Annotated in this window: 14 protein-coding genes and 2 pseudogenes; 8 read left to right on the top strand and 8 right to left on the bottom strand. The window is 68.7% G+C overall.

Annotated features, from left to right (window positions below; translation table 11 throughout):
- Positions 1–143: 143 nt before the first annotated feature.
- The 3 genes from FFS72_RS17415 to FFS72_RS17405 all read left to right on the top strand — a co-directional run bounded on the left by FFS72_RS17415 (position 144) and on the right by FFS72_RS17405 (position 4736).
- On the top strand, positions 144–2354 hold the full coding sequence (locus FFS72_RS17415) for a VanW family protein (protein WP_137875104.1): 2211 nt from the start codon (positions 144–146) through the stop codon (positions 2352–2354).
- A 167-nt stretch (positions 2355–2521) separates the two neighbouring features.
- Positions 2522–2842: a GYD domain-containing protein gene (locus FFS72_RS17410; protein WP_137875103.1), complete on the top strand. Its 321-nt coding sequence runs from the start codon at positions 2522–2524 to the stop codon at positions 2840–2842.
- A 124-nt stretch (positions 2843–2966) separates the two neighbouring features.
- Entirely contained in the window at positions 2967–4736 is a 1770-nt protein-coding gene (locus FFS72_RS17405) for an alpha/beta hydrolase (RefSeq protein WP_137875102.1), read from the top strand.
- Positions 4737–4820: 84 nt separating this feature from the next.
- On the opposite strand, the pseudogene FFS72_RS27135 reads toward FFS72_RS17405, so the two are convergent.
- The 4 genes and pseudogenes from FFS72_RS27135 to FFS72_RS17385 all read right to left on the bottom strand — a co-directional run.
- Positions 4821–5220: pseudogene (locus tag FFS72_RS27135) on the bottom strand (DUF8020 domain-containing protein); the annotation flags it as partial.
- Positions 5221–5354: 134 nt separating this feature from the next.
- Entirely contained in the window at positions 5355–7190 is a 1836-nt protein-coding gene (locus FFS72_RS17395; protein ID WP_137875101.1) for an acyl-CoA dehydrogenase, read from the bottom strand.
- Between the two features lie 129 nt (positions 7191–7319).
- Positions 7320–7937: a class I SAM-dependent methyltransferase gene (locus FFS72_RS17390; protein WP_137875100.1), complete on the bottom strand. Its 618-nt coding sequence runs from the start codon at positions 7935–7937 to the stop codon at positions 7320–7322.
- Positions 7938–7973: 36 nt separating this feature from the next.
- Entirely contained in the window at positions 7974–9116 is a 1143-nt protein-coding gene (locus FFS72_RS17385) for a glycoside hydrolase family 183 protein (RefSeq protein WP_137875099.1), read from the bottom strand.
- A gap of 355 nt (positions 9117–9471) precedes the next feature.
- Between FFS72_RS17385 and FFS72_RS17380 the strand changes: the two genes are divergently transcribed.
- Positions 9472–10488, top strand: a complete 1017-nt coding sequence (locus FFS72_RS17380) for a beta-ketoacyl-ACP synthase III (protein ID WP_137875098.1) — start codon at positions 9472–9474, stop codon at positions 10486–10488.
- A 36-nt stretch (positions 10489–10524) separates the two neighbouring features.
- Here FFS72_RS17380 and FFS72_RS17375 read toward each other — a convergent pair whose 3' ends face one another.
- From FFS72_RS17375 to FFS72_RS17360, 4 genes are all read right to left on the bottom strand, one after another.
- Positions 10525–14103: a serine/threonine-protein kinase gene (locus tag FFS72_RS17375; RefSeq protein WP_137875097.1), complete on the bottom strand. Its 3579-nt coding sequence runs from the start codon at positions 14101–14103 to the stop codon at positions 10525–10527.
- A 192-nt stretch (positions 14104–14295) separates the two neighbouring features.
- Positions 14296–15996: an Ig-like domain-containing protein gene (locus FFS72_RS17370; protein WP_137875096.1), complete on the bottom strand. Its 1701-nt coding sequence runs from the start codon at positions 15994–15996 to the stop codon at positions 14296–14298.
- A 113-nt stretch (positions 15997–16109) separates the two neighbouring features.
- Positions 16110–17834 (bottom strand): Ig-like domain-containing protein, encoded by a 1725-nt coding sequence (locus FFS72_RS17365; RefSeq protein ID WP_137875095.1) that lies wholly within the window; start codon positions 17832–17834, stop codon positions 16110–16112.
- Positions 17835–18021: 187 nt separating this feature from the next.
- A complete protein-coding gene (locus FFS72_RS17360; RefSeq protein ID WP_137875094.1) occupies positions 18022–18225 on the bottom strand; it encodes a cold-shock protein in 204 nt (67 codons plus the stop codon).
- A 252-nt stretch (positions 18226–18477) separates the two neighbouring features.
- Here FFS72_RS17360 and FFS72_RS17355 point away from each other — a divergent pair, with 252 nt between their 5' ends.
- The 4 genes and pseudogenes from FFS72_RS17355 to FFS72_RS17340 form a co-directional block, all read left to right on the top strand.
- Positions 18478–19869, top strand: a complete 1392-nt coding sequence (locus tag FFS72_RS17355; RefSeq protein ID WP_137875093.1) for a lipase/acyltransferase domain-containing protein — start codon at positions 18478–18480, stop codon at positions 19867–19869.
- Positions 19870–19879: 10 nt separating this feature from the next.
- Complete coding sequence (locus tag FFS72_RS17350) at positions 19880–22711, top strand: CHAT domain-containing protein (RefSeq protein ID WP_137875092.1); 2832 nt, start codon at positions 19880–19882, stop codon at positions 22709–22711.
- Between the two features lie 91 nt (positions 22712–22802).
- The gene (locus FFS72_RS26820) at positions 22803–24743 is read left to right on the top strand and encodes a DUF4185 domain-containing protein (protein WP_249353379.1); all 1941 of its coding nucleotides are present in this window, start codon (positions 22803–22805) and stop codon (positions 24741–24743) included.
- Positions 24744–24933: 190 nt separating this feature from the next.
- Positions 24934–25121 (top strand): annotated as a pseudogene (locus FFS72_RS17340) (methylmalonyl-CoA carboxyltransferase); the annotation flags it as partial.

Genomic DNA, 25121 nt, shown 5'->3' with positions numbered 1-25121 from the left:
GCAGCGCGGGACACCTGCGTTTCGTGGTCGTCGCATCGGCTCTGCGGGCGCACACCTCGGTGCCGCGCCGCCCGGTGCCCGGTTACCCTGGCAGTCGAAGCGGGTCCTGGCCCAGCAGAACGACGATACCGGGAGGTCCGCGAATGTCAGGCGGAATCGGCAAGCATTCGGGTGCCCAGCAGCGCCCGGGGTTTGCGCATGGGCAGTCCTCGGACGCCGTGCAACGCGACGGTGCCGAAATCGCCGACTCGGATCCCCAGGTCGACGCGGACGCCCCGGTCGACGCCCCCGGCCCCGTCGCCGAGAACAGCGGCCCGGACGGAGTGACCGAGGCGATCACCGTCGAGGCCCCCACCGCCGAAGACGTCCTCCCCGAGGACGTGCCCACCACCGTCCTTCCTCGGCTCGCTACCGGCCGGCCGGCGCCGTCCGGGCCCCCGCCCGGCGGGATGGCCCCGCCTCCGTCCGCACCTCCGACGCCCGGTGCCGATTCCGGCGGTTCCGATGGTTCCGGCGGCGTCGACTCCGCCAAGCGGCGACGGATCGCCATCGGCGCCGCTGCCGGTGTCCTCGCGGTCGGGGCAGCCTGGTACGTCGTCGACCTCGCAACGTCGTCGGGTCAGGTGCCACGCGGAGTCACCGTTGCCGGTGTCGCGGTCGGCGGGCAGTCCCATGCGGACGCCGAGGCCACCCTGCGTGCAGCGATCGATCCCCGCGCCCAGCAGGCGGTGACGGTGCGGGCCGGTGACGTGACGACGGAACTGGTTCCCGCCGAGGCGGGGCTCGCCGTGGACTGGGAGGCGACCGTGGACCGTGTCGGATCCCAGCCGCTCAATCCGATCACCCGACTCACCTCGTACTTCACCCACCAGGAGGTGGGTGTCACGTCGACGCGTGACGACGCGGCCCTCTCGGCGGCGGTCGAGGGGCTTCGGCCCCGGGTCGACCGGGCGCCGGTCGAGGGCACCGTCGTGTTCGAGGGTGCGAAGCCGGTCGGGGTGGCCCCGCAGGCAGGGCAGGCGCTCGATGCAGGCGCCGCGGCCGACGCGCTGGCCGATGGCTGGGCCGCGGTCGACGGCGTCGACGTGCCGGTGACGGTCTCGGCCGTCACCGTCACCCAGTCCGGCGTTGACCGCGCACTGAACGACGTGGCGACGCCCGCGGTCGCTGCCGACCTGACTGTCACGGGCCGCGACGACAAGAAGGCGGTGCTCGCGCGCGATCAGGTCGGGACCGTGGTGTCCTTCGCGCCCGACGGCGACGGTGGTCTCGCGCCGCAGTTCGACGTCGATGCGGCGGCAGGTCTGCTCGGCCCACAGCTGGCGGGCACCGAGGTGGCACCGAAGGATGCGTCGTTCACTCTCGCCAGTGGGTCACCCACGGTGGTTCCTGCAGTGGCAGGCGAGATGATCGAGTGGCACAAGACGCTCGAATCGCTGCCGACACTGCTCGCGCAGTCCGGTCCGCGCACGGCCGCGGCGGTCTACGAGCCCAAGCAGCCGGAGCTGACGACGGAGGCCGCGAACAAGCTCGGCATCACCGAGGTGATCGGCGAATTCACTTCGGGCGGTTTCGAATACGCATCCGGAGTCAACATCCGCCTCGCGGCGAGCGAGATCGACGGTGCACTGGTCAAGCCGGGTGCGACGTTCTCTCTCAACGGCCACACGGGTCCGCGTGGGACAGCGGAAGGCTATGTCGCGTCGGGCATCATCAACCACGGCAGGCCGGACCGTGCCGTCGGTGGCGGCATCAGCCAGCTCGCCACCACCCTCTACAACGCCTCCTACTTCGCGGGCATGGAGGACGTGGACCACACCGAGCACAGCTACTACATCTCGCGGTACCCGGAGGCTCGCGAGGCGACGGTCTTCGAGGGCGCGATCGACCTGAAGTTCAAGAACGACACGGACACAGGCGTTCTCATCCAGACGATCGGCACGAGTTCCGACATCACCGTGCGGCTGTGGGGGACCAAGCGGGTCGACGTCGAGTCGATCACCGGGGACCGTTACGCGGCCACGTCGCCGAACACGATCACACTGCCCGCCGGGTCCGACTGCATCGCCTCCGGTGGTGCGCAGGGCTTCACGACCAGTGACACCCGGGTGATCACGGACGCCGCGACCGGTGCGGAACTGTCCCGCAACACGCGGACCGTGAAGTACGACCCGGTGCCGATCGTTCGCTGCGTGAGTCCCGAACCCGCACCCGCTCCGGCCGCGGCCCCCGCTCCGGCTGCCGCTCCCGCCGCGCCGGCCGCGAACACCTCGCAGCCGTCCGCGGCCGAGCGCAGGCAGGAACGGGAACAGGAGCGGGAGCGCGAACGGGAACGCGACCGGGACGACGAGTGACCCGCTGCGTGAGCATCTTCACGTAGTTCCGGGTCGGCGGGAATCCACCGACGGAAACGGTGCCACGTCCGCGATCTCGCCGCGGTACTGACAACAACTGTTGTCAGTACCGCTGGCGCCTCGGAGGAGCACGATGGAATCTCCGGCAACCGAGGAGGTCGAGGATCATGCCCAAGTACCTGTGGCGGGTCGGCTACACCGCGGAAGGCGCGGGCGGACTGCTCGCCGAGGGCGGGGCCGCCCGCCGCGACGCGATACGTACCGCAGTCGAGAGCGTCGGAGGCACCGTCGAGTGCTGTTACTTCGCGTTCGGCACCGACGACCTGTACGTCATCGGCGACGTCCCCGACGCGGTCGCGGCCGCGGCGATGAGCATCCGCACCGCCGCGGCGGGTGGAGCCCATACCGAGACGATCGCGCTACTGACACCTGCCGAGATCGACGAGGCGGTCAAGCGCCCCGCGGACTACCGGCCACCGGGACGCTGACCCCGCCACCCGCACGTGATCCACGCTGAATGCTCGACACTCCCGCATGTTGCCGCGCGTCCGAAGGGATTCCACGCGACCATGTACCAGATCTGGATGGCGGTACTGATCGCGAGGAGGACGCATGGACGGAACCGGGTCGGTCGGGGTTCAGGTGGCGCCACCGGGTGACGACGGGGTCGATCCGGGTGGTGGCAGTCCAGGTGGTGGCAGTCCGGGTGGAGGTGGCCCGGCGAGTGGGGATGCGGCGGCGCGCCCGTCCTGGTGGCGCCGCTACGTGGGACGGTTCACGTTGCCGGGGTGCTGGGGTGCGCTGATCCTCGCGTGCTTCTCGTTCACACCGTCGCTGCTGCCTCGCGGTGGATTCCTCCAGGGGTTGCTCTGCGGCATCACGGCCGCGATCGGGTACGGACTGGGTGTGTGGTTCGCGGCGATGTGGCGAGCGCTCGCCGACCGTCCGGCACGTCCGGCCAGGCCGCGGTCGTGGCTGGTGTTCGTGGTGGTCGGGTCCGTGGCGGTCGTCGCGGCGTTCGCGGCGGGTCAGTACTGGCAGCACGAGATCCGGGCCCTGATGGGCGTCACCGAGTACAACCTCGTTCTCGTGGTCGCGTCCCCGGTGATCGCCGTGATCGTGTTCTGCCTTCTTCTGGCCCTCGGCCGCGGCATCCGCAGCGCGTATCGCCGGCTCGCGACGCTGCTCGAGCGGTGGATCGGCGCCAGGTCCGCAGCCGTGGTCGGGTGGATCGCCGTCGCCGTCGCGGTCTGGCTGGTGGTGTCCGGTGTGCTCCTGAGCACGCTGTCCGACATGGCGAACAGCGCGTTCTCGGTGAAGAACGACACGACCGCCGCAGGAGTCGAAGCGCCGACGACCGGGCTCCGATCGGGTGGTCCCGACAGTCTCGTGCCGTGGGACACGCTGGGCTACGAGGGGCAGAAGTTCGTCACAGGGGGGCCGTCCGCCCAGGAGATCACCGAGGTGACAGGGCGTCCGGCGAGCGAGCCGATTCGGGCGTACGCCGGCCTGGAATCGGCGGACGACAGCGAGGCGCGGGCCGCGCTCGCGGTGGACGACCTCGCTCGCGCCGGTGGCTTCGAGCGCGAGAACCTGCTCGTGATGACCACGACCGGCAGCGGCTGGGTGGACCCGGCGGCGGTCGACTCGTTCGAGTACATCACCGCGGGCGATTCCGCGACGGTCTCGATGCAGTACTCGTACCTGCCGTCGTGGATCTCGTATCTCGTCGACCAGTCGAAGGCGCGCGATGCGGGCCGGGACCTGTTCGACGCCGTCTACGACCGGTGGTTGCGACTGCCCGCCGACGAGCGCCCGCGCCTGTACGTCGCGGGCGAGTCGCTCGGCTCCTTCGGCGGCGAGACCGCCTTCAGCGGGGAGTACGACCTGCGCAACCGGACGTCGGGCACGCTCTTCGCGGGCCCGCCCAACTTCAACACCCTGTTCGCCGAGTTCCGGGAGGGGCGTGACGCGGGCAGTCGCGCGGGCGAACCCATCTACAAGGACGGCCGGACGGTCCGCTTCGCCAATGACGCGGCCGCCGACATCCCGCCCGCCGACAAGCCCTGGGACGGCACCCGCGTCCTGTACCTGATGCACCCGTCCGACCCCATCGTGTGGTGGAGCCCGGACCTGATCTTCAGCGAACCCGACTGGATTCGCGAGGTGCCGGGGGACGACGTCCTCGAGGACATGGTGTGGTTGCCGTTCGTCACCTTCTGGCAGGTGTCCGCGGACCTTCCGTTCTCCACGGGCGTCCCCGGTGGGCACGGGCATCACTACACGACCGAGTACGTGGACGGCTGGAACGCGGTCCTCCAGCCCGAGGGGATGACCGACGCCGACCTCGAGCGGATCGACGCGGCACTGACGGGAGACTGACAGCGGCGGGGCGCTGCCCCCTGCGCACCGATCGGCCCGCCTTCCCTGACAGGGGGAGGCGGGCCGATCCGGTTTCGGCGGCGACTACTTCTTCGCGGCAGGCGGCGCGTTCAGCAGGGTGATGAACGGCTGGGCGTTCGCCGCGACGGCGCCGAGGCCGCCGACAGCGGTCCCGAGCAGCGAGGCACCGGAACCGACCAGCAGTGCGCCACCCACACAGCCGGCCAGGGGCCCGCACCGAACAGCAGTGCGGCGGGGCCGACACGACTCCGGCAGCGGTTGCGCCGAGCACACAGCCGGTGGCCAGACCCGCAGCGCCACCGATGAATCCGCCGTCGACCTGGGCCGAGATCGGGTGCGCAGTGCCGTCGAAGGTGAAGGTCAGCGGCACGGAGTCGACGAGGTTGCCTGCGCCGTCTCGGACGACGAGGTGATTGCCCTCGGTCGTGAGCGAGCCTGCGGTGGTGTGGACGAGGAGGGTCTCGGTCGATCTACCCGATTCCGACATCTTCGCATTCTGTTGACGCGGGAATGGCGATGCCGCCCACCGAAATTCGGTGGGCGGCATCGTGGGCCACCGTTCTGTTCGGGTCTGTTACCCGAATTGTGGTGTTGCTCTTAGAAAGCAGCCTCGTCGAGCTCCATGATGTCGTTGTCGACGTTCGCGACGATGCCACGCGAGGCGGTCAGCTCGGGCAGCACGTTCTTGGCGAAGAAGGACGCGGTCGCGACCTTGCCCTCGTAGAACGGCTTGTCCTTGTCCGACGCGCCTGCATCGAGCGCGCCGAGTGCGATCTCCGCCTGCTCCAGCAGCTTCCAGCCGATCAGCAGGTCGCCGACGGCCATGAGGAAGCGGACGGAACCGAGGCCGACCTTGTACAGCTCGGTCGGCTGCTCCTGGGCGCCCATCAGGAAGCCGGTGAGGGTCGCGACCATCGCCTGGACGTCCTCGAGCGCGGTGGCGAGCAGAGCGCGCTCCGTCTTGAGGCGGTTGTCGCCGCCCTCGAGGTCGATGAACTTCTTGACCTGGCCGGCGACGTGCGCCAGGGCGACGCCGCGGTCACGGGCGATCTTGCGGAAGAAGAAGTCCTGCGCCTGGATCGCGGTGGTGCCCTCGTACAGCGAGTCGATCTTGGCGTCGCGGATGTACTGCTCGATCGGGTAGTCCTGCAGGAAGCCGGAGCCACCGAAGGTCTGCAGCGAGTCCGTCAGGTACTGGTACGCGCGCTCGGAGCCGACACCCTTGACGATCGGGAGCAGCAGATCGTTGACGCGGTGCGCAAGGTCGCCGTCGGCGCCGGAGACCTGCTGAGCGACCTCGACGTCCTGGTGGGCGGCGGTGTACAGGTACACGGCGCGCAGGCCCTCGGCGTACGCCTTCTGCATTGCCAGCGAGCGGCGAACGTCGGGGTGGTGAGTGATGGTGACGCGCGGGGCGGCCTTGTCCGTCATCTGGGTCAGGTCGGCGCCCTGGACGCGCTGCTTGGCGTAGTCGAGTGCGTTGAGGTAACCGGTGGACAGGGTGGAGATCGCCTTGGTGCCGACCATCATGCGGGCGTGCTCGATGACGTCGAACATCTGCGCGATGCCGTTGTGCACGTCACCGACCAGCCAGCCGACGGCGGGAACGCCGTGGCCACCGAAGGTGAGCTCACAGGTGGCGGAGGCCTTGAGGCCCATCTTGTGCTCGACGTTGGTGACGAACGCACCGTTGTGCTCGCCGATCTCGTTCGTCTCGAAGTTGAAGTGGTACTTCGGGACGAAGAAGAGGGACAGGCCCTTGGTGCCCGCGCCTGCACCCTCGGGGCGCGCGAGCACGAGGTGGAAGATGTTCTCGAAGAGGTCGTCCGAGGTGGCGGAGGTGATGAACCGCTTGACGCCCTCGATGTGCCAGGTGCCGTCGTCCTGCTTGATCGCCTTGGTGCGGCCCGCGCCGACGTCGGAGCCGGCGTCCGGCTCGGTGAGGACCATGGTGGCGCCCCAGCCGCGCTCGACGCAGGTCTCGGCCCACTTCTTCTGCTCGTCGGTGCCGTTCTTGAAGAACACGTCCGCGAACGACGGGCCTGCCTGGTACATGAAGGCGGCGGGCTGCGCACCCAGCATCATCTCGGCGATGGCCCACACGACCGACCGGGGCACCGGCACGCCGCCGATCTCCTCGCTCAGGCCCATGCGGTACCACTCGGCGTCCCACATCGCCTTGAAGGACTTCTTGAAGGACTCGGGGAGGGTGGCCTCGTGGGTCTCCGGATCGAAGACCGGCGGGTTGCGGTCGGCGTCGGCGTAGGACTCGCCCAGCGGTCCCTCGGCGAGCCGCGCGACCTCGCTGAGCATGTTCTTGACGGTGTCGGCGTCGAGGTCGCCCCACGTACCTTCGCTCAGCGGCTTCGCGAGGTCGAGGACCTCGAAAAGGTTGAACTCCAGGTCACGAACGTTGCTCTTGTAATGCCCCATGTCTTCTGTCTCCCTGAGATGGTGCGGTCCAGCCTTGGTGGGTGACCACGTTCTGGTCTGGTCCAGCCTGCGTAGTACCGCCCTAGCGGCTACTCGTCGGTAACTTAGCCGATGTTACTCGCGATTCAGTTAGCTGCCAACAGATCGGCGAAAAGCGACCAACAGGGCACCGGCCCGCGGCTGGTGCGGGCCTGCCCCGGCGATTCCGGCGGGCGTCTCCACCGATGCCGGACGGGATGCCACGATCGTCACGAGGTCGCGGACGTCGTCCGCGAGTTCCTCGGGGGTGCAAGGTGATCCGTGGGTGCCGGTTTCCTCCTCCCAGATGGTTTCGGTCCGCGCGATCAGGGTGCCGCCGGGTCGGAGCGCGCCCGCCGCGCGGCGCAGAAGGCCGCGGCGTGATTCCGGCAACAAATGCAGGTCACATGCGAGCACGAGGTCGTACTCGGGGCGGTACTCGACCGTCGTGACGTCCGCGTCGACCCAGGTCAGCCGGTCGCGCGTCGCACGCGGGAGCGGGGAGGCGGCCCTGACCGATGCGGCGAGTGCCGCGGTCGAGAAGTCCACCGCGTGGACCTGCCAGGCGTGCAGCGCCAGCCACAGTGCGTGCCTGCCCGCGCCGCAGCCCAGGTCGAGTGCCCGACCCGCGGGCAGTGCGGTCACGAACTCGACGACGTCGGGGTCGGGCGCCGACCCCGACGCCGGCACTTCCTCGCGATGCCGCCGATCCCACTCGTGTGCGTCCATGCCGCGACCGTAGCGACCCCGACGTCCCGGACGGCGTCAGCGGTTCAGGGTGGTGCGGAGCAGCAGGACGTTGTAGTTCGAGTGCACCGTCGTGAGGAAGTAGAGGTCGGGGCCGCTGGACCACGGGTGGATGTACGCGCCGTACGCGGACGGAAGAGCGCGGGTGTCCACGAGTACCTCCGGCGGTCCCCACGGGCCCGTCGGTGTCGGAGAACGGCGCATGACCACCGAGTTGAGGTTGTCGGTGGTGAGCATCAGGTACTGGCCGAGGTACTGGTTGTACTGGACCGACAGCTCCCCGACGCCGCCGAAGACGATCGGAGCGGCGGCGTTCACGTCGCCCTTCTTCCACTCCCCGCCGTTCCAGTACTCGTACGCGCCGAGATTCCGGATCTCCCGTTCGGGCACCCGCGCCACGTACGCCAGCTGTCCTCGTCCGGGCGGGGTGCCGTACTGGTAGACGTAGCCGCCGTCCTTCATGAAGGCGCCCATCTGGAAGTTCCGGTTGCCCTCCGCGTTCGGGCGTCTCGTCTCCGGTGCCTCGACCCAGTTCTCGCCGTTGTCCGTCGACACGGCGATGTCCGCGAAGTTCGTCTCCCACTTGCCGGGGTCGCCCCAGTTCTTCACCGACATCGTCGACATGTACTGCACGCCGTCGACGGCCACGCCCGCCGTGGGAATGCGGCTGATCTCGACGTACGGGATCTTCGGGCTGAATATCAGTTCCTTGGACTGGCCCAGGAGGTCCCTGGGGGTGCTGTCGAACGTCATCCCGTCGTACAGGTCGCGGTCCGCACTGCGGAAGAGGGTGTTGCTCCGCCACGACCACAGGCTGCCCGCCAGGAGATTGGGTACTCCGAGACCAGCGGAGTCGCCGAACGCGGTGAGGATCTCACCGTTGCCGTTGTCCCACATGATGCCGAGATCCGTGCCGAGCACGTTCTCGTCCTGCGTCCGGTTCGGGCTGAGCATCCCGGTGGCCTGGGCTACCGCGTTGGCCGGGCCCGGGAGCTGCGGAAGGCCGCTGGTTCCGTTCAGGCCGGGAATTGGATTGACGGTGTTCGGATTCGCGCCCGCAGGAGCGGCTACTGCGAGTAATGTCCCCGCGACCAGCGTCGCGGTGGCGCCGACTGCGCCCGCACGCGCCGCAATGCGGTGGCCAATGACACGTTGATCCATGCTCGTTCACCCTTCGACTTGCGTCGCTCTCGGTCGTGCTGCACGAATAGCGTGGACTGGAGGATGTGACTCCCGCCGCAGCACGATGCTAATGAACTCCTTCGTGCTTTGTGGGGATGAGTGAGACGGGTGTCGACTGGAGTGACGGGTGTGGCGATCCGCAGGTGGCGTCGGACCCACGCTTCGCGTGCGACAACGCGCATCCGACAGGCGGGAAACTGCACACGGAAATGGTGAACCGTCCAGTTCATCTGCGAAGGCGTCACCACGGCCGACCGACGCGCAGTACCGTGTCGGGCGAGGAGCGTTCGTGGATTCGCCCGAGCATCCGGAGAAAGAAGGAGAACAAAGGTCAATGGGTGCAGCGATCACGAACCCCACCGAGCTTCGGCACACCTCGATCCTCGGGCTCGGTGTCTACCGGCCCGAGCGTGTCGTGACGAACGAGGAGATCTGCCAGCAGATCGACTCCACCGACGAGTGGATCCAGTCCCGCTCCGGAATCAAGACCCGACGTTTCGCCGGTCCGCACGAGAGCGTGCTGGCCATGTCGATCTCGGCCGGGCGCAAGGCGCTCGAGGCCGCGGGCCTGACCGGTGAGCAGATCGGCACCGTCATCATCGCGACCTCGACCTACCCCGTGCAGACCCCGGCGTGCTCGGCGCTCGTCGCGGAGGAACTGGGTACGGGTGGTGCGGGTGCGATCGATGTCGCCGCCGGATGCGCGGGCTTCTGCTACGCGCTGGGGCTCGCGAACGACCTCGTCCGCTCCGGCAGCGAGGAGTACGTCCTCGTCGTCGGCGTCGAGCGGATGAGCGACTCCACCGAGCCGACCGATCGGTCCGTGCGATTCATCTTCGGTGACGGCGCAGGAGCCGTCGTCGTCGGCCGCGGCGAGGAAGCCGGTATCGGTCCCGTCGTCTGGGGTTCCGACGGCGCCCAGGGCCGGGCCATCCGCCAGGAGCCCGACTGGGTCGACTTCGCGACCAACCCGACGCAGAAGCGCCCGTGGATCATCATGGAGGGCACCTCCGTGTTCCGGTGGGCCGCCTTCGAGATGGGCAAGGTCGCGCAGCGGATCCTCGACAAGACCGGAATGACCGTCAACGACATCGATGCGTTCGTCCCGCACCAGGCCAACGCCCGCATCACCGAGGTCATCGCCCGCAGCATGCACCTGCCCGAGACGGTCGCGGTGTCCAACGACATCGCCGAGACCGGCAACACCTCCGCCGCGTCGATTCCGCTCGCGATGGAAGAGATGCTGCGCACCGGCAAGGCGAAGCCGGGCGACACGGCCCTGCTCCTCGCGTTCGGTGCCGGCCTCGCCTACGCGGGCCAGGTCGTCACGATGCCGGTGCTCGCAGGCTAGGGCACTTCTTCTCGATCCCACCGGACCGGGTGGGAGTCACATCGCGCCGTCTGCTTTCGCGACCTCGAGGCAGTCGTCGATGAACCCGGCGGGTTCAGGCTCCCACCCCGGATCCCAGGTGCCTGCTGTCGCCCTGGCCTGCAGCACGGCCAGGCCGGCGACCACAGCGGGACCTCCGTCGAGCAGGTACCTGACCAGTCCGTGCCGAGCGCACTGCGCCGTCAGCCGCGCGAGCGCGACCAGGGCCTCCTCGTCCCGTCCTGCCGCGAACAGGCAGGCGATGAGCAGTCGGTCGGCCATGAGGAGGGCGCGAGCTCGGCCGGTTTCGGCGAGCCGGTCCACCCACGCCTGGGCGATCTCGCAGGCCTGTGCGGTGTTCGCCCCCGTTCCGGTGCCCGTCAGCAGTCGCGCGGTCGTCGCATCCTCCAGTTGCGCGGTGATCTCGGCGCTCCCGTCGGGGACGGAATCGACCGGAGGAAGAGTCGGGTAGCGCGGCGTCCGGGTGCGGGTCGTGATGGTGAAGCCGAGCCGGATCCGTTCGTTGTCTATGCGTGCGCGCAGTCGCGGGATGTCCAGGCTGTCCGCGGTTCTCGCGCCCTCCGCCAGGCGCTGCGCGGCGGCCTCCCGGTCGCCGCGGCACACCTTCAGCCGCGCACCGGTGACGTACCGCGCGATCATGAACTCCACGATCCCGCCTTCGCCGCCGAGTTCGAACCCCTCGTCGAGAAGGCGCTCGGCCTCGACGAGTTCGTTTCGTTCGTACAGCAGTTCGCCGAGCATCGCCGCGGCCAGACGGGCGGAATGCGAACGCGGACCGGACAATTCGCGGGCCACCCGGAGGCCACGCCGGAACCAGTCCTCGGCGGATTCGGTCGCGAGCTCCTCGTTCGCGGCCATCCCGACCATGCAGTAGCTGTACATCGTCGCGAACGGGCCGCTCATCGCCTCGTGGTACGGGGTCGCCCATTTCTGCCAGCGGCGTGCGTCGTCGAAGTCGAATCGGTACAGCGCCGCGAACGTTCGCGTGTTCGCGGCGGCGGTCACCACCCACGGGTTGTGTCGCTGCGGCGCCGCGAGGCAGCGTTCGGTGAAGTGCTCGATGCCCGCGGGGTGGTCGGTGAAGGCGGCGACCACCCCCTCGACGACATCGGCCTCCACGGACAGCTCGCCGTCGGCGCCCTCGGGTGAGCCCTCGAGCGCGCCGCGCGCGAGGGCGAGTGCGCGGCGGCCTGCGCCGGGACGCTGTAGCAGGACGTTGCACCAGGCCAGCATCAGTTGGAGTCGCGGGCGTCCGACGACCGTGGTCGGGGGCAGTTTGTCGACCAGTCCTAGCAGTGTCGTCATCCGGGAGTGCTCGATGAGGAAGACCCCGTCGCGTTCGACGAGTTTCACCGCCGCGTCGGCGTCACCCGTGGCGAGGCAGTGGTCGACGGCCTCGCTGAGCAGGTGGCGGTCGGCGAACCAGTCGGCCGCGATCCTGTGCAGCGCGGGGTACCGCTCCGGATGGTCGCGTTGGAGGCGTCGGCGCAGGTATTTGGCGAACAGGTGGTGGTAGCGGAACCAGGTGTCGATCGGGCCCGTGGACAGAGGCGTCGACTCGTCGTCGCCGAGTCTCACCAGGAACAGGTCGCGGCCTGCGACGTCCTCGAGTCGTGCGCGACCGTTCGTGACGCCCGCGAGCGCGGACGCCAGCGACCCCGTGATCCGTTCCGTGATCGAGGTGGCGAGCAGGAAGTCGAGGACGTCGGGTTCGAGGGTGTCGAGGACGTTCTCGGTGAGGAACTCGTCGACCGCGTGCCTGCCGACGAGGGTGTCGATGAGGTCTTCGGGGCGGTCGCCGCTGCGCAGGGACAACGAGGCGAGTTGAAGTGCCGCGACCCAACCTTCCGTCGAGCGGCACAGGCCCGCGACATCGGTGTTCGTGAGGTGGAGCCCGCCGAGTCCCACCAGCAACTGCTGGGATTCGTCCTCTTCGAACCGCAGTGCGGTCGAATCGATCTCGACGAGTTCGTCCTGGACGCGCATCCGGGCGAGTGGGAGGCCGGTGGTGGTGCGGGTGGTCACGACGATCTGCAGGTGGTGGCAGCCGTTGGTGAGCAGGTAGTCCAGTGCTGCACGGGATTCCGGCGAGGTGACGCGATGCCAGTCGTCGATGATGACGGCGACGCGTCGCCGTGCGTCGTGGATTCGATTGATGAGGGTGGACATCACGTAGTCGGCCGCGTCGCTGCCGTGGTCCTCGAGGACCTGGTCGAGTTCGGCACTCAATTCCGGGGCGGCCCGGCGAACGGATTCGACGAGGTGGGTGAGCAACCACACGACGTTGTCGTCGTCGGCGGTGACCGTCAACCAGGTGACGGTGACGCCCTCGTCGACGAGGGCGCCTCCCCACTGCGCGGCGAGGGTCGTCTTCCCGAATCCTGCCGGAGCGTGAATGACGGTGAGCCGCCGACGTTCTCCCGCCCGCAGCATGTCGACCAGCCGCTGCCGGGTGACGAGTGTGCGACCGATCACGGGTGCGCGGAATCGGGTGGCAGGGGTGGGTGGTCCGAGGGCGGCGGTGCCTGACGAGGCGGCGGTGCCGCCGGTGCTGGACGAGGCGGTGGTTCCGGATCGCACACCGGGGAGGGGCGATGGCGCCGCGTCGGATCGCGTCCCGGTGCGTCCGCGCGTCAGGGTCGGCGCTCCGGTGACGCCGGGTGATCCCGCGTCGGACGAGGGGAGTGCCATCTCGAGGGCGCCGAGTCCGTGTGCTGCGGCGAGATCCTGCAGTTGCGCGCCGAAATCTGCGGCGCTTGCAGGTCGATCCGCGGGATCCGGTGCCATCGCCTGTTCGATCACCGAGCACACGTCGGCGGGAACGTCCCCGCCGCGAATGTCCGGAACGGGTTCGGTGGTGACGCGGACGAATTGAGCGACGACCTGCTCTCCCTCTTGTCGCTCGAACGCGGCGTGCCCGGTCATCGCGCAGAACAGGGTTGCACCGAGGCTGTAGACGTCGGAGCGCACGCTGGGCGAGCGTCCTTCGAGAACCTCGGGTGCGGTGTATGCGGGTGACCCGGTGATGAGACCGGTCTCGGTCTCGAATCCTCCTGTGGTGCGGGCGATCCCGAAATCCGTGAGCTGGGGTTCTCCGTATTCGGTGAGGAGGATGTTCGCGGGTTTCACGTCCCGGTGGAGCGTGCCGGACCGGTGGGCGGTCTCCAACGCACCCGCCATCTTCGCGCCGAGCACCAGGACGTCGGGCCAGTCGAGGGGGCCGGTGCGGTGGATGAGTTCCTGGAGGGAGTTGTGCCGGTGATACGGCATCACGATGTAGGGCCGCCCGGCCGCGGTGGTTCCGACCTGCAGGATGTTGCAGATGTGCGGATGCCCGGACACGGCGCCCATCACACGCTGTTCGCGGAGGAACCGCTCGCGACTGTCCGCGTCGAGGTCGCCGCCGAGGACCTTCACCGCGACCGTTCGGTCGAGCGTCGGCTGGACGCACCGGTACACGACGCCGAAGCCGCCCCGGCCGATCTCCTCGGCATCGGCGAATCCGGCCGCGAGAAGGTCTTCCGGGACGCCGCCGAGGGCATCTCGACCGGTCGCGCCCGTGCCGTCCGCGTTCATCGCGGCCCCCGGCTTGCCGCGGTGACCTGCGCGGACCCGGTGTCGAGGGGTTCCGTCGTCATGATGGGTCGTTTCGTCGTGCGGTCGCAGTCCAGAATAGCTCGGAAAGGCCCCTCCGACCTGCGCGGAGAACGAAACGACGGCGGGCACCTTCGTGAGAAGGTGCCCGCCGCCGTTGTACTGCGGAGCGGATCAGCCGAACAGGTTGCCCAGCGATCCGGTGCCGCCGCCGGTGCCGGGATCGGTCGGCGCGGACACGTTGACCACGCGCGCGTCCGAGGACGATCCGAGAACGCCCGGCGTGCCGCTGTAGACCGCGGTCACTCCGTGGGCGCCTGCGCTGGCGAAGGCGTGCGAGAGGGTCGCGGTGCCGCCGGTGACGGCGACCGGGCCACCGATCGCGGTGGTGCCGTCGAAGAACTGGACGGTGCCGCCGTTCTGTGCGGGATCCACGGTGGCGGTCAGTGTCACCGCCTCGTTCTCACCTGCCGTCGCGGGCGCCGCCAGCGCGGTGGTCGTGGCCACCTCGTTCGGTGCCGGGACGGCGACCTGGACGGTCGCGGCTGCGGCCGTCGACGTCGCGAATCCCTTTGCGCCGCTGAAGACTGCGGTGATCGAGTGCGATCCGGCGGTGTCGAAGGTGTGAGCCAGGACCGCGACGGAGCCGGCGACGGCGATCGGGTCGCCGATCGGCGTACCGCCGTCGAGGAACTGCACGGTGCCCGCGTTCGGCGCCGGGTCGACGGTGGCCGCGATGCTCACCGCGACACCGGTCTTCGCGTGGCTGGGCGCGGTCAGTGCGGTAGTGGTGTCGGCAGCACGGGTGCTCACCGTCACTGTGCGCGCCGCCGAGGTGGATCCGGTGAATCCGTCGGCGCCGCTGTACACCGCGGTCACCTCGTGCGCGCCGTCGGTGCTGAACGTGTGCGAGAGGGTGGCGCTGCCACCGGTCACGGCGACGGGCGCTCCGATGTCGGTCGCGCCGTCCTTGAACTGCACGGTGCCGCCGCCCGGGGCAGGGCTGACGGTGGCCGTGAGGTCGACGGGCGCACCGTTGTTCGCGGTCTCCGGCGCGGCGAGGGCAGTGCCCGTCGCAACATCGGGTGCGGAGACGGTGCCGGTCTGCGGAGCCGACGTGGACTGCAGGTAGGCGGCGTCGCCGAGGTACTTCGCGGTGATGGAGTACGGCTGGGCGGCGCTGGGGGTCCAGGCGTAGGTGGCGGTGCCGTTGTTGACGGTTCCGGTGCCGAGGACGGTGCCGTTGTCGGCGAACTCGACGGTGCCGGTGGCGCCCGCGGTGACCGTGGCCGTCAGGGTCGAGGCGGCACCGGCCTTGGGGGCCGGGGACACCGCGACACTGGCGGTCGAGGCGGACTTCGGAACGGTGAGCGACGGACCGGCGGTCTGATTCTCGGAGCTCAGGCCCTGGTTCGCGGAGATGCCCGCACCCGTGGTCAGGGCGAGGTCGCGGCCACAGTCCGCGCCGACGGTGTACTGGACGGTGTAGTCGATGTTGCGGTCGACGGCACTACGAATCCACGATCCCGTCATGGTCACCAACGTGGTGTTGGTGACGTTGGTGGTGACGGTCTTGCCGGTCACTCGGGAGGAACCTGCGACGTAGGTCAGGCAGGCCGGGTGGTAGTCCTTGAAGGAGGAGATGGTCGGCGCGAGGCCGCCGTTCCAACGGATGTTGTTGGTGACGGTGATCGTCTCGCCCGGGGCCGGCGTGCCGTTGCTGATGGTCCGGTTGAACGTCCAGTCACCGGAGTTCGTCGACTGGCTCACGGGCGCAGCGGATGCCGCCCCAACGCCCAACGATGCGGCGAAACCCGCCGCCATCGCTGCCGTGCTCGCGGCGGCTACCAGCCGACGCAGTTTTCTGTTCTGCATTCTCTCGAACCTCTCAATGGGAACGACCAACTGGAAGCGGAGGCTTGTTCAAAGCTCGGGCTTCGAGTGGATAGGGGAACTGCTGAATGTGGTGGTGCGAAGAGGACGAGTGGTCACGAACCGAACGGGTTGCTGCTGCCGCCGCCAGTGGATGCGCCGGTGACGGTCACGGCGAACGCGGACGAGGTGGACGCGACGTAGCCGTCCGCCCCGCTGTACTCGGCGGTGATCGAGTGACCACCCTCGGCGGTGAAGGTGTGCGGCAGGATGGCGACGCCGTTGACCAGCGTGACCGGGCCACCGATCGGGGTGGTGCCGTCCTTGAACTGCACGGTGCCACTTGCGGTGCTCGGTGCGACGGTGGCGGACAGGTCGACGTTGGTGCCGACGGTTGCGTTCGGCAGCGCGGTCACGGTGGTCACGGTGGCGACATCGGACGGCGCCGGGGCGTCGACGGAGAGAGTCGCCGAAGCGGACTGGGAGGGAGCGAACCCGATCGCCCCGCTGTACGACGCGGTGATGTTGTGGTGTCCCGCGGTGGTGAAGGCGTGCGCCAGGGTGGCGACCCCGCCGACGACGTCGACCGGTGCGCCGATCGGCGTGTTGTCGGACTTGAACTGGACGGTGCCGCCTGCCGGGACCGGTGCGATCGTCGCGGTCAGGCCTGCTGCGGAACCGGTGGTCGCGGTTGCGGGCAGGGTGACGGTCGTCGACGTCGGTACGGCGACGACGGCAGCCGGCTGCACGTCGACGGTCTGCGGGGCCGATGTGGATCCGGTGAACCCGGCCACTCCGGCGAAGACCGCGCTGACGGAGCGCGCTCCCGCGGTGGCGAAGGTGTGGTTCAGGGTCGCGGTTCCGCCGGTGACCGTCACCGGGGCGCCGATGTTCGCGTCACCGTCCTTGAACTGCACGGTGCCGCCGTTCGGGGCGGGGGACACCGTCGCGGACAGTGTGACCGGGGCGCCTGCGGTCGCCGTCGCGGGGACGGTGACGGCGGTGGTGGTGGAGACCTCGGGGGTGGAGACGGCGATCGTGGCCAGGGCTCCGCCACCGGCGTTCAGTGCGCCGGAGCTCGAGTCCCTGGGGGAGCAGCGGGTGGGGGCCCACACCGTGCCGACGAAGGGGGCGCTGGCCTTGGCTAGGGAGGTGCTGTAGTTCTCGTCCGAGTTGTAGCTCGCGGCGTTGCCGGCCACCCGGAGCTTCGGGGTGATGGTGCCTGCGGACCCGGCGACGACGGTGACGTCGACGGCGGGCAACTGGAAGATGCTGTTGCCGCCCGAGTTGGCGGTGCCGTCGAGGTTCTTCTTGAGCTTGGGGGCGGTGATGCCGCCCTCGCTGTTGCCGCTCGACGTGGGGCTGTTGCCGATGACCTGGTTGTTGCCGGACAGGCGCAGCAGGGGGCCCGCGGCGTCGACGCTGCCCGAGGTTCCGATCCGCAACACGTTGGGGGCGACGCCTGCGAGGTTGCCGCCGGTGCCCGCGACGACGGTCGCGTCGACGAAGGTGGTGTTCGCGGGGATCTCGAAGTCGAACTTGAGTCGCGACAGGCCTGCCGTGGTGCCGCCGGATTCGGAGTCCGGGTAGGAGCCGGGTCCGGGCTGGATGCGGTAGGTGAAGGTCTGCCCCGAGTTGACCGTCGCGGGCGCGGTGACGATCGCGGACGCCGCGACGACCTTGTGCTGCGGGCCTGCCAGCGAGGTCGAGGGGGTGGCCTGGCAGGACGTCTGGAAGTTAACGGTGCCTGCGGAGGCGGGAGTGCCGATCAGGGCGAGTCCCGCGGCCAGGGCTACGGCGCTGATAGGCGCCACGCTGCCGCGCAGGGAAGGTCGATGCATCGGTGTACCGGGTCTTTCGTGTCAATGATGGGCACAAACTGCCCGCGATTGCAGCACGTCGACCTGCCCCGGCACAGGGGAATGGAAAAATAGGATGAACACCCGTCCAGCAACGGCGCGGTTACCGCCGGTCCGGACACGCCGAAGGGCGCCTCCGAATGGAGACGCCCTTCGGGTTGGAAGTCGCTTAGATTGCGCGGACTCCGGTGGCCTGCGGGCCCTTCTGGCCCTGGCCGATCTCGAACTCGACGCGCGCGCCCTCGTCGAGGGTCTTGAAGCCGTTGGTCTGGATCTCGGAGTAGTGGACGAAGACGTCGGGTCCGTCACCGTCCTGCTCGATGAATCCGAATCCCTTTTCCGCGTTGAACCACTTGACGGTGCCTTGTGCCACTTTTTTGCTCCTGTTACTGCGAGCCTGCCCTCAGGTCGAGAGCGGGTCTCATATACAGAATGCCAGGTTGCGACGCTTGTGTCGACGGTGGGGCGGTTTTTCGCGGTCATTCGGCGCGTCGTCGCCACTCGGAAACGGATCCCCGGTGGACGAACAAAACGAGTAGTCGGCTACGCGTGACGTCGCAGACAACGCGGTGGACCCTGGCAGGGGAAAGCGACGGGGGGATCGTCTGGGATCGGAGTAGCGAGCATGAAAGACATCGTGGTCCTCATACCCGGCATCACCGGGTCCGTACTCGCCAAGGATGGCAAGGAGGTGTGGGCGCCCACTCCTGGCGCCGCGCTGGCAGCTGCGTTGTCGTTGGGTGGAAGCATCAAGAAACTGCAACTCGACGGGGACGACCCAGATGCCGACGACCTCGGCGACGGCGTCGTCGCGACCCGCCTGGTCCCGGACCTGCACGTCCTGCCCGGGCTCGACTGGAAGATCGACGGCTACACCAGGGTCCGGAACGAGCTCGTGGAGAAGTTCGGTGCGGTGCCGGGGGAGAACTACTTCGAGTTTCCCTACGACTGGCGTCGCGACAACCGCGTCGCTGCACGGAACCTGGCACGGCTGTCCCACGACTGGCTCGCCACATGGCGGGAGAAGTCCGGCAACTCCGATGCCGAGCTGATCCTGGTGGGCCATTCGATGGGAGGGATCGTCGCGCGGTTGTACCTGGAGATGCTGGACGGGTGGCAGGACACGAAATCCCTCGTCACGTTCGGGACGCCGTACTCCGGCTCGGTGAATGCGCTCGAGTTCCTCGTCAACGGCTTCCGCAAGGGCTGGGGTCCGCTGAGCATCGACCTGGGCGACCTGATCCGGTCGTTCACCTCGACCTATCAACTGTTGCCGTCGTACCGCTGCGTCGAGGGTCCCGCCGATTCGTGGCTCAATCTCGACGACCCGAGCATCGACTGGGCCGGGACCGCGATGGACGGCACCAGGATGCGTGAGGCCGTGACCCTGCACCGGCAGTTGCGGGCCCGAGTGAACGAGCGACTGCAGACCGGCGAACCCGGATACGACATCCGTCCGGTCATCGGGGACTTCCAGCGCACGAGGTGGGCGGCCCGGTTCGACGGGAACGCGATCGAGTCGGTGTTCACGATGGGCCCGGACAAGAGTATGGGTGACGGGACTGTGCCGAAGGTCTCCGCGATCCCGCACGAGGCGATGGACGGGTGGCGCAACGCGACGTTCGTCGGGCAGCGGCACGCGTCACTGCAGAACGACGAATCGGTGATCAATCACGTCGGCGGTCTGCTGACAGCGGCGGATCTCACCGGCCCGGATGTGTTCCCCGCGGACTACCTCGCGGTGTCGCTGGAGGTCGACGACGTCACGACCACGGAACCGATGGTTGTCCGGGCCAAGGTCAAGGGTGGCGGCGCCGCGCTGACGGCGACGGTCGAGGGGGCCTCCGGGAAGCGACGCGAGGTGCCGCTGCACGGCGACGGGTGGCAGGAGGCGACGATCGAGGGGCTCGCCGCCCAGGACTACCGGATCACCGTGCACGGCGACGGCGTGCGACCGGTCACCGATGTCGCCAGTGTTGTCGACCTCGCTGCGGTCGAGCACTCCGTAGGGATATAGGTGACTCGCGATGGTGGGATTCGAGGAACTCGAGATCAGCGTCCTCGCGACGGGCGGCGACGTCTGGGTGTCGGCGCAGTCGCGGCTCGGCGCCGTGTTCGCGGTGCGCTGCAGGCCGCCCAACTGGTCCCATGTCCTGGGTGTCGACGGGAGGCCGTCGCCTGCGGGTTGGTTGCGGGACGCGGTCCGATACGCCCGTAAGGACGGCGATATTGCGACGCAAGCCCGTTCGGTGGGACGGGCGCTGACCGACCTCGTCTTCGGTGTACCGGAGATCGGAGCGCTCCTTCAGCGCACGCGTGGGGTGGCCGGGACCTCGGGGGCACAGGTGCTGGTTCGTGTTCTCGCCGCGCCGCACGAGGTGAGTGCCTGGCCGTGGGAGTTGATGCATGATCCGGAGCGGCCGGGTCGGTACCTGACGATGGCACGCGATGTGCACGTCGTGCGATCGGGACGGTCGCGTACATACCCGGTCCGGCAGGAGCCCGTCGCGCCACCGCTGAACCTGCTGCTGGTCATGTCGAGCCCTCCGAAGGAAGGGTCGGCGGACACGGAGACGCCTTTCGACCTGTACGCCGAGAAACGAAGCCTGCTCCGTGAACTCCGACCTCTCGAACAGGCGGGACTGCTGCGGATCGTGGTCGAGGACCGCCCGACCGTCGAGGGTCTACGCGCGTTGATGGGTCAGCAGCGCAATGGTTTTCACCTGCTGCACTATCTGGGCCACGCCAACCCGAGTGGGCTCAAGTTGGAACGGCCCAACGGGCGAGGCACGTTGGTGCACAGCCGCGAGTTCGCCATGCTGCTGCACCAACTCCCGGATCTGCGTCTCGCGGTGTTCGCCGGCTGCGAGACCGCCCGAGCGCCGGACGAGGAGCGGGCGGATGACGGGTGGGCGGGTCCGGTGTCCACGGCCGACCTGTGTGTCCGGGACGCCAGCCCGATGGTGATCGGAATGCGGGCCGTCCTGCCGTTCGGGACGGAGCGGCTGCTCACCCGATTCTTCTACCAGGCACTGACCGCGGGGCATTCGGTGGCGGAGTCGCTGCGCCTGGCGCGGCTGGCGATCGACGGCGACGAGGACTGCGGAGGTCCACTGCTCAACTGGGCGGTGCCCTCACTTCTCGTCGGCGGTAGTACACCCGGCCCGGTCGTCGACCCGGACGCTGCCGCGACCCCGGTGGCTGTGCGGCAGCAGGTCGGGTTGCGGCTCGGCGTGCGGCAGGGGGAGTTGCGGTTCATCTCCCGACTCGCCGAGCTGCGTGAGGCGGTCGACGTCCTGTCGGGGCGCACCCCCGCGCGACTGCTGCACGTCGTCGGTATGCCCGCGACGGGAAAGAGCGCGCTGCTGGACCGGGTGATCGAGGAGTTCGACCCCTCGATCGCGTACCTGTTCATCAGTTCCAAGACCCTGCTCGACAAACCCGATCCGGTGGCGATGCTCGCCGAGCTCGTCGTCGAGGTGCTGGAGATGAAGGGGGTGTCCACGGTGCCGCGGGGCGACCGCGATTCGAGTGAATGGTGGGACCGGGTGGTCGGGGGACTCGACAAGGTGCGTCTGGCGATCGTGATCGACGACGGCGACCTGTTGGCGGGTGGCGAACCCGGCGGCAAGGACGTGCTGGAGGCGCTCGGTGTACTGACTTCTCGGCGTGGCAGCGCCCGGCTGGCCGTGGTCGCGACACAGCAGTTGGAGGGTCTCACCAAGGGCATGAAGGATTCGGAGGTCCGCGTCATCCGGCTCGATCCGCTGTCGTGGTCGGAGGTGTGGCAGTGGATCCGGCGAAACCTGCCCGCGCTCGCACGATTCGGCGAGGCGGATCTGCGCCGGTACTACGACGACATTCGTCACCTCGAAGACTGGGAACGGCTGGCAGGCGCCGTTTCCGACGACGAACTGGACAGGGGGGACGATCTGAGGGAACTGGTCCGTCGTTTCAGCGTGAATGTCGTGCACGAGGCGGCTTCGGCGCCGATTGGTGGTGAGTTCTACGGGGCGGCGCTCCGGCGGCCCCTTCGGCTGGCGGTCGCCGGACCGCACACGGCGGACCGCCACGACGAGATCGCCTCCGTGGTCACCCAGTGCGCCATCGCGCAGGGTGTGCCCGGGCGCGTGGTGGTGTCCGGGGCGACAGGGTACGGCGAATCTGCACTGGGGGAGCTGGTTCCGCCAGAGCAGGCGTTCCACGACGAGGCAACCAGCGACGCCGATCGTCTGCTGCGCGACGTCTCGCAGGCCGGTGCGGACATCGTTGTCGTCGATCACGGCGAGAGTGAACAGATCGCCGACGGCGACGCGCTGGTCCAGGTGGTCGCGGTGAACGGGAAGCTGGTCATCGAATCCGGGGATCACCCTGACGCCCCGGTGTTCCTCGGCCGCGAGGACGGTGGCCGTGCCGCGGCGGGAATGCCGTACCTGTACGCGCCGAGGACCATCACGAAGAAGGAATCAGCCGCTCCCGTACTCGAGTTGGAGGGCACGACGTGCGCCGCGCTCTACGTCGCAGTCGCAGCCATGCTGGTCTGGGCGACTGATCGTGACCTCGCAGCAGGCGAGGTCCGCGACATCCTGATCGCCTCCTCGTCGCCGATCGCCGCGGGCGGAGGCACGAAGCCCGGCAGTCTGAGCATCGACAGGGCTCTCACGGCGACCCGCCGCAAGGCGGTCGAGAGGGCGCTCGGTGGCGAATCGATGCAGTTGGGTCAATTGCTCGCCGAGACATCCGTCCGCCCCGAACTGGCCGTGCCGATTCTCGACGACCTCGTTGCCGCGGGTGCCGTTCACCAAGTCGTACGTGGTGGTGTGGAGCAGTTCGAGGCGGCACCCGATCCGGTCAGATAGCCGATCGCGGGAGCCCCACCGTGTCGGTGTCAGCAGGGATGATGAGAGCCGCGACTCGGACACCGTCCCCCGACCGACTGGCGAGGTCACCATGCAGGGATACCCGATCACCCGGTATCCAGGGCCCGGCTACACGCCGGGTCACGGCCCGTACCTGCGGATCTACCTGCACACCACCGAGAATCAGGACTGGATCACCCGCGCCGAGGACGTCGCCGACTACCAGGCCCGCGTGCGGGACGGCAGCTATCACTACCTCGTCGACGATTCGCACATCGTCAACACCGTCGACATCGGGAACACCGCGTGGGGCGTGCTCGACGACAACCCTGTGAGCGTGCAGATCGCGATGGTGGGCACGTCGGGTGCAGTCGGGAACTGGAGTGGCCCCAACCCGAACCGGGAGGACCGGCCCAAGTCCCGAGAGCAGTGGCTCGAACACGAGAAGATGCTCGACATGGTGGCGTTCGTCATCGCCACCGTCGCACGGGAACGCGGTATACCGATCGAACGTGTGGACGTCGCGGGAGTCGGCGCCAACCGCCGCGGCGTGAGCAGTCACAACAACTACACGTACGGATCTGTGGCACTGAAGGGGTTCAAGGACGGGACGCACTGGGACGTGCCGGACACCTTCCCGTACGACGTGGTGCTGGCCGCCGCGCGTCGCTACGCGGCCATGCCCGACGACCCGGACAGGTTCCCGCTACCGCCCGGCCACTACTGGGGGCCGCTCGACGGCCCGAACGAGTCGTGGTCCAACTCCTTCGGCACCGAACCCCAGTACTCGAAGGACGCGCTCGCGCGGTGGCAAGCGGCCCTGGGAATCCCGCAGACGGGTGTCTACGACGACGCCACCCGCGACGCGGCCATCCGGATGCAGCGGGCGTTCGGGTGGCCCGTGACAGGACATGTCTACGAGGGCGAGTGGAACGAGGTCGTCCGGAACGGTTGGAGGCTGCCCTCGCCCGCGCAGGCGTCACCCATCGACCCGGGGCCGCCGGTGGGACATTCGCGGATGGTCAAGGCCGTCACCGGTCCGGGCCTGACCGATCGGTTCGGTATGGCGGCGACGGATCTCGGCGTCATGGCGCGAACCCCGTCGGGACGGATACTGGCGGTGTTCGGCGACACCTTCACCGGACCCGCGGTGGGTGACGGGGACTGGCGCGCGCCGGTCGCGCTGTTCTCGGACACGAAGAATCTGGACGAGGGCATCGTGTGGAGCGAGGCGGCGGGCAGCGACCCCGGTTACGCCCGGCAGCTGTGGGACTACCCGCACGACAACCCGGTGTTCTCGACCGTGCTCCCGTCCGACGTCCTCACCGTCGGGGATTCGATGTATCTGCACGTGATGGTCAACCAGGGCCTCGGCAACGTCGTGTGGACCGAGATCTGGCGGTCCGTCGACGACGGTCGCACCTGGCAGCACACCGGAGCGAAGTTCGACGCCGGCCTGCATGGAGGGCTGGCGCAGCTGTGGACCTGGGACGTCGCCGAGGACGGCTGGGTGTACGTGATGTCCACCGGCTTTCAGCGCGACGCACCGCTGATCCTGCGTCGGGTCCCGAGGGGTCGGGTCGCGGACCCCTCGGCCTACGAGGGCTGGGGGTGGCGTGACGGCGTGTGGGCGTGGGGCAACGAGCCGACACCCGTACTCGAAGGGGACGGTGCCGCAGGCAAATTCGGGGAACTGTGCCTGCGCCGAACCGACGGCGTGTGGGTCCTCGTCAACTTCGATTCTTCCGACGTCGACGGGTACGACATCGATGTCAGGGTGTTTCCGAACATCACCGACAACCTCTACGACGTGCACACGAGCACGCCGATCCGGGGAGTCGCCTGGGGACAGGAGGGAGATGACGCGGTCGCCCAGTTGTACGGACCGTCGATCGTGCCCGGTTCCCGGCCGGGCGGGGGGTTCCACATTCTGCTGAGTCAGTGGAACACCGAGGTGGGATGGCCGTACCGGGTACTCCAGTTCAAGATTCCCGTCGTGGCGGGCCCCGAGCCCGGCGCTCGTCCGACGTAGCGGAATCCGCGGGCGGATTGGGACGCCGAAAGTGCGGCGGTCAGGGCTGTAGTTACGTCAGACTGCACGTTGTACAGCGAAGATATGACCCCTGATCAGCTAACAAATACAACCTAGTTAACTAACTGGGGCCATGTATCGTGACCCACAATCGAGTCGCACATCCGAGTTAAGTCGAGAGGTTCTGCCCGTGACCACCGTCCAGGAACCCGCCGCCACCGCGGCGTCGAACGTCCCCGATATCCACACCACCGCGGGCAAGCTTGCGGATCTGCACCGCCGCCAGGCCGAGGCGCACTTCCCCTCCGGTGAAGCCGCTGTGGAGCGGGTGCACGCCAAGGGCAAGCTCACGGCCCGCGAACGCATCGAGGCGCTGCT

Origin of the sequence: Rhodococcus sp. Q (assembly GCF_005503035.1) — a bacterium.
GTDB lineage: Bacteria > Actinomycetota > Actinomycetes > Mycobacteriales > Mycobacteriaceae > Rhodococcus_G.
The sequence above is the reverse complement of the archived record's forward strand: the minus strand, read 5'-3'. Positions and strand labels throughout refer to the sequence as shown.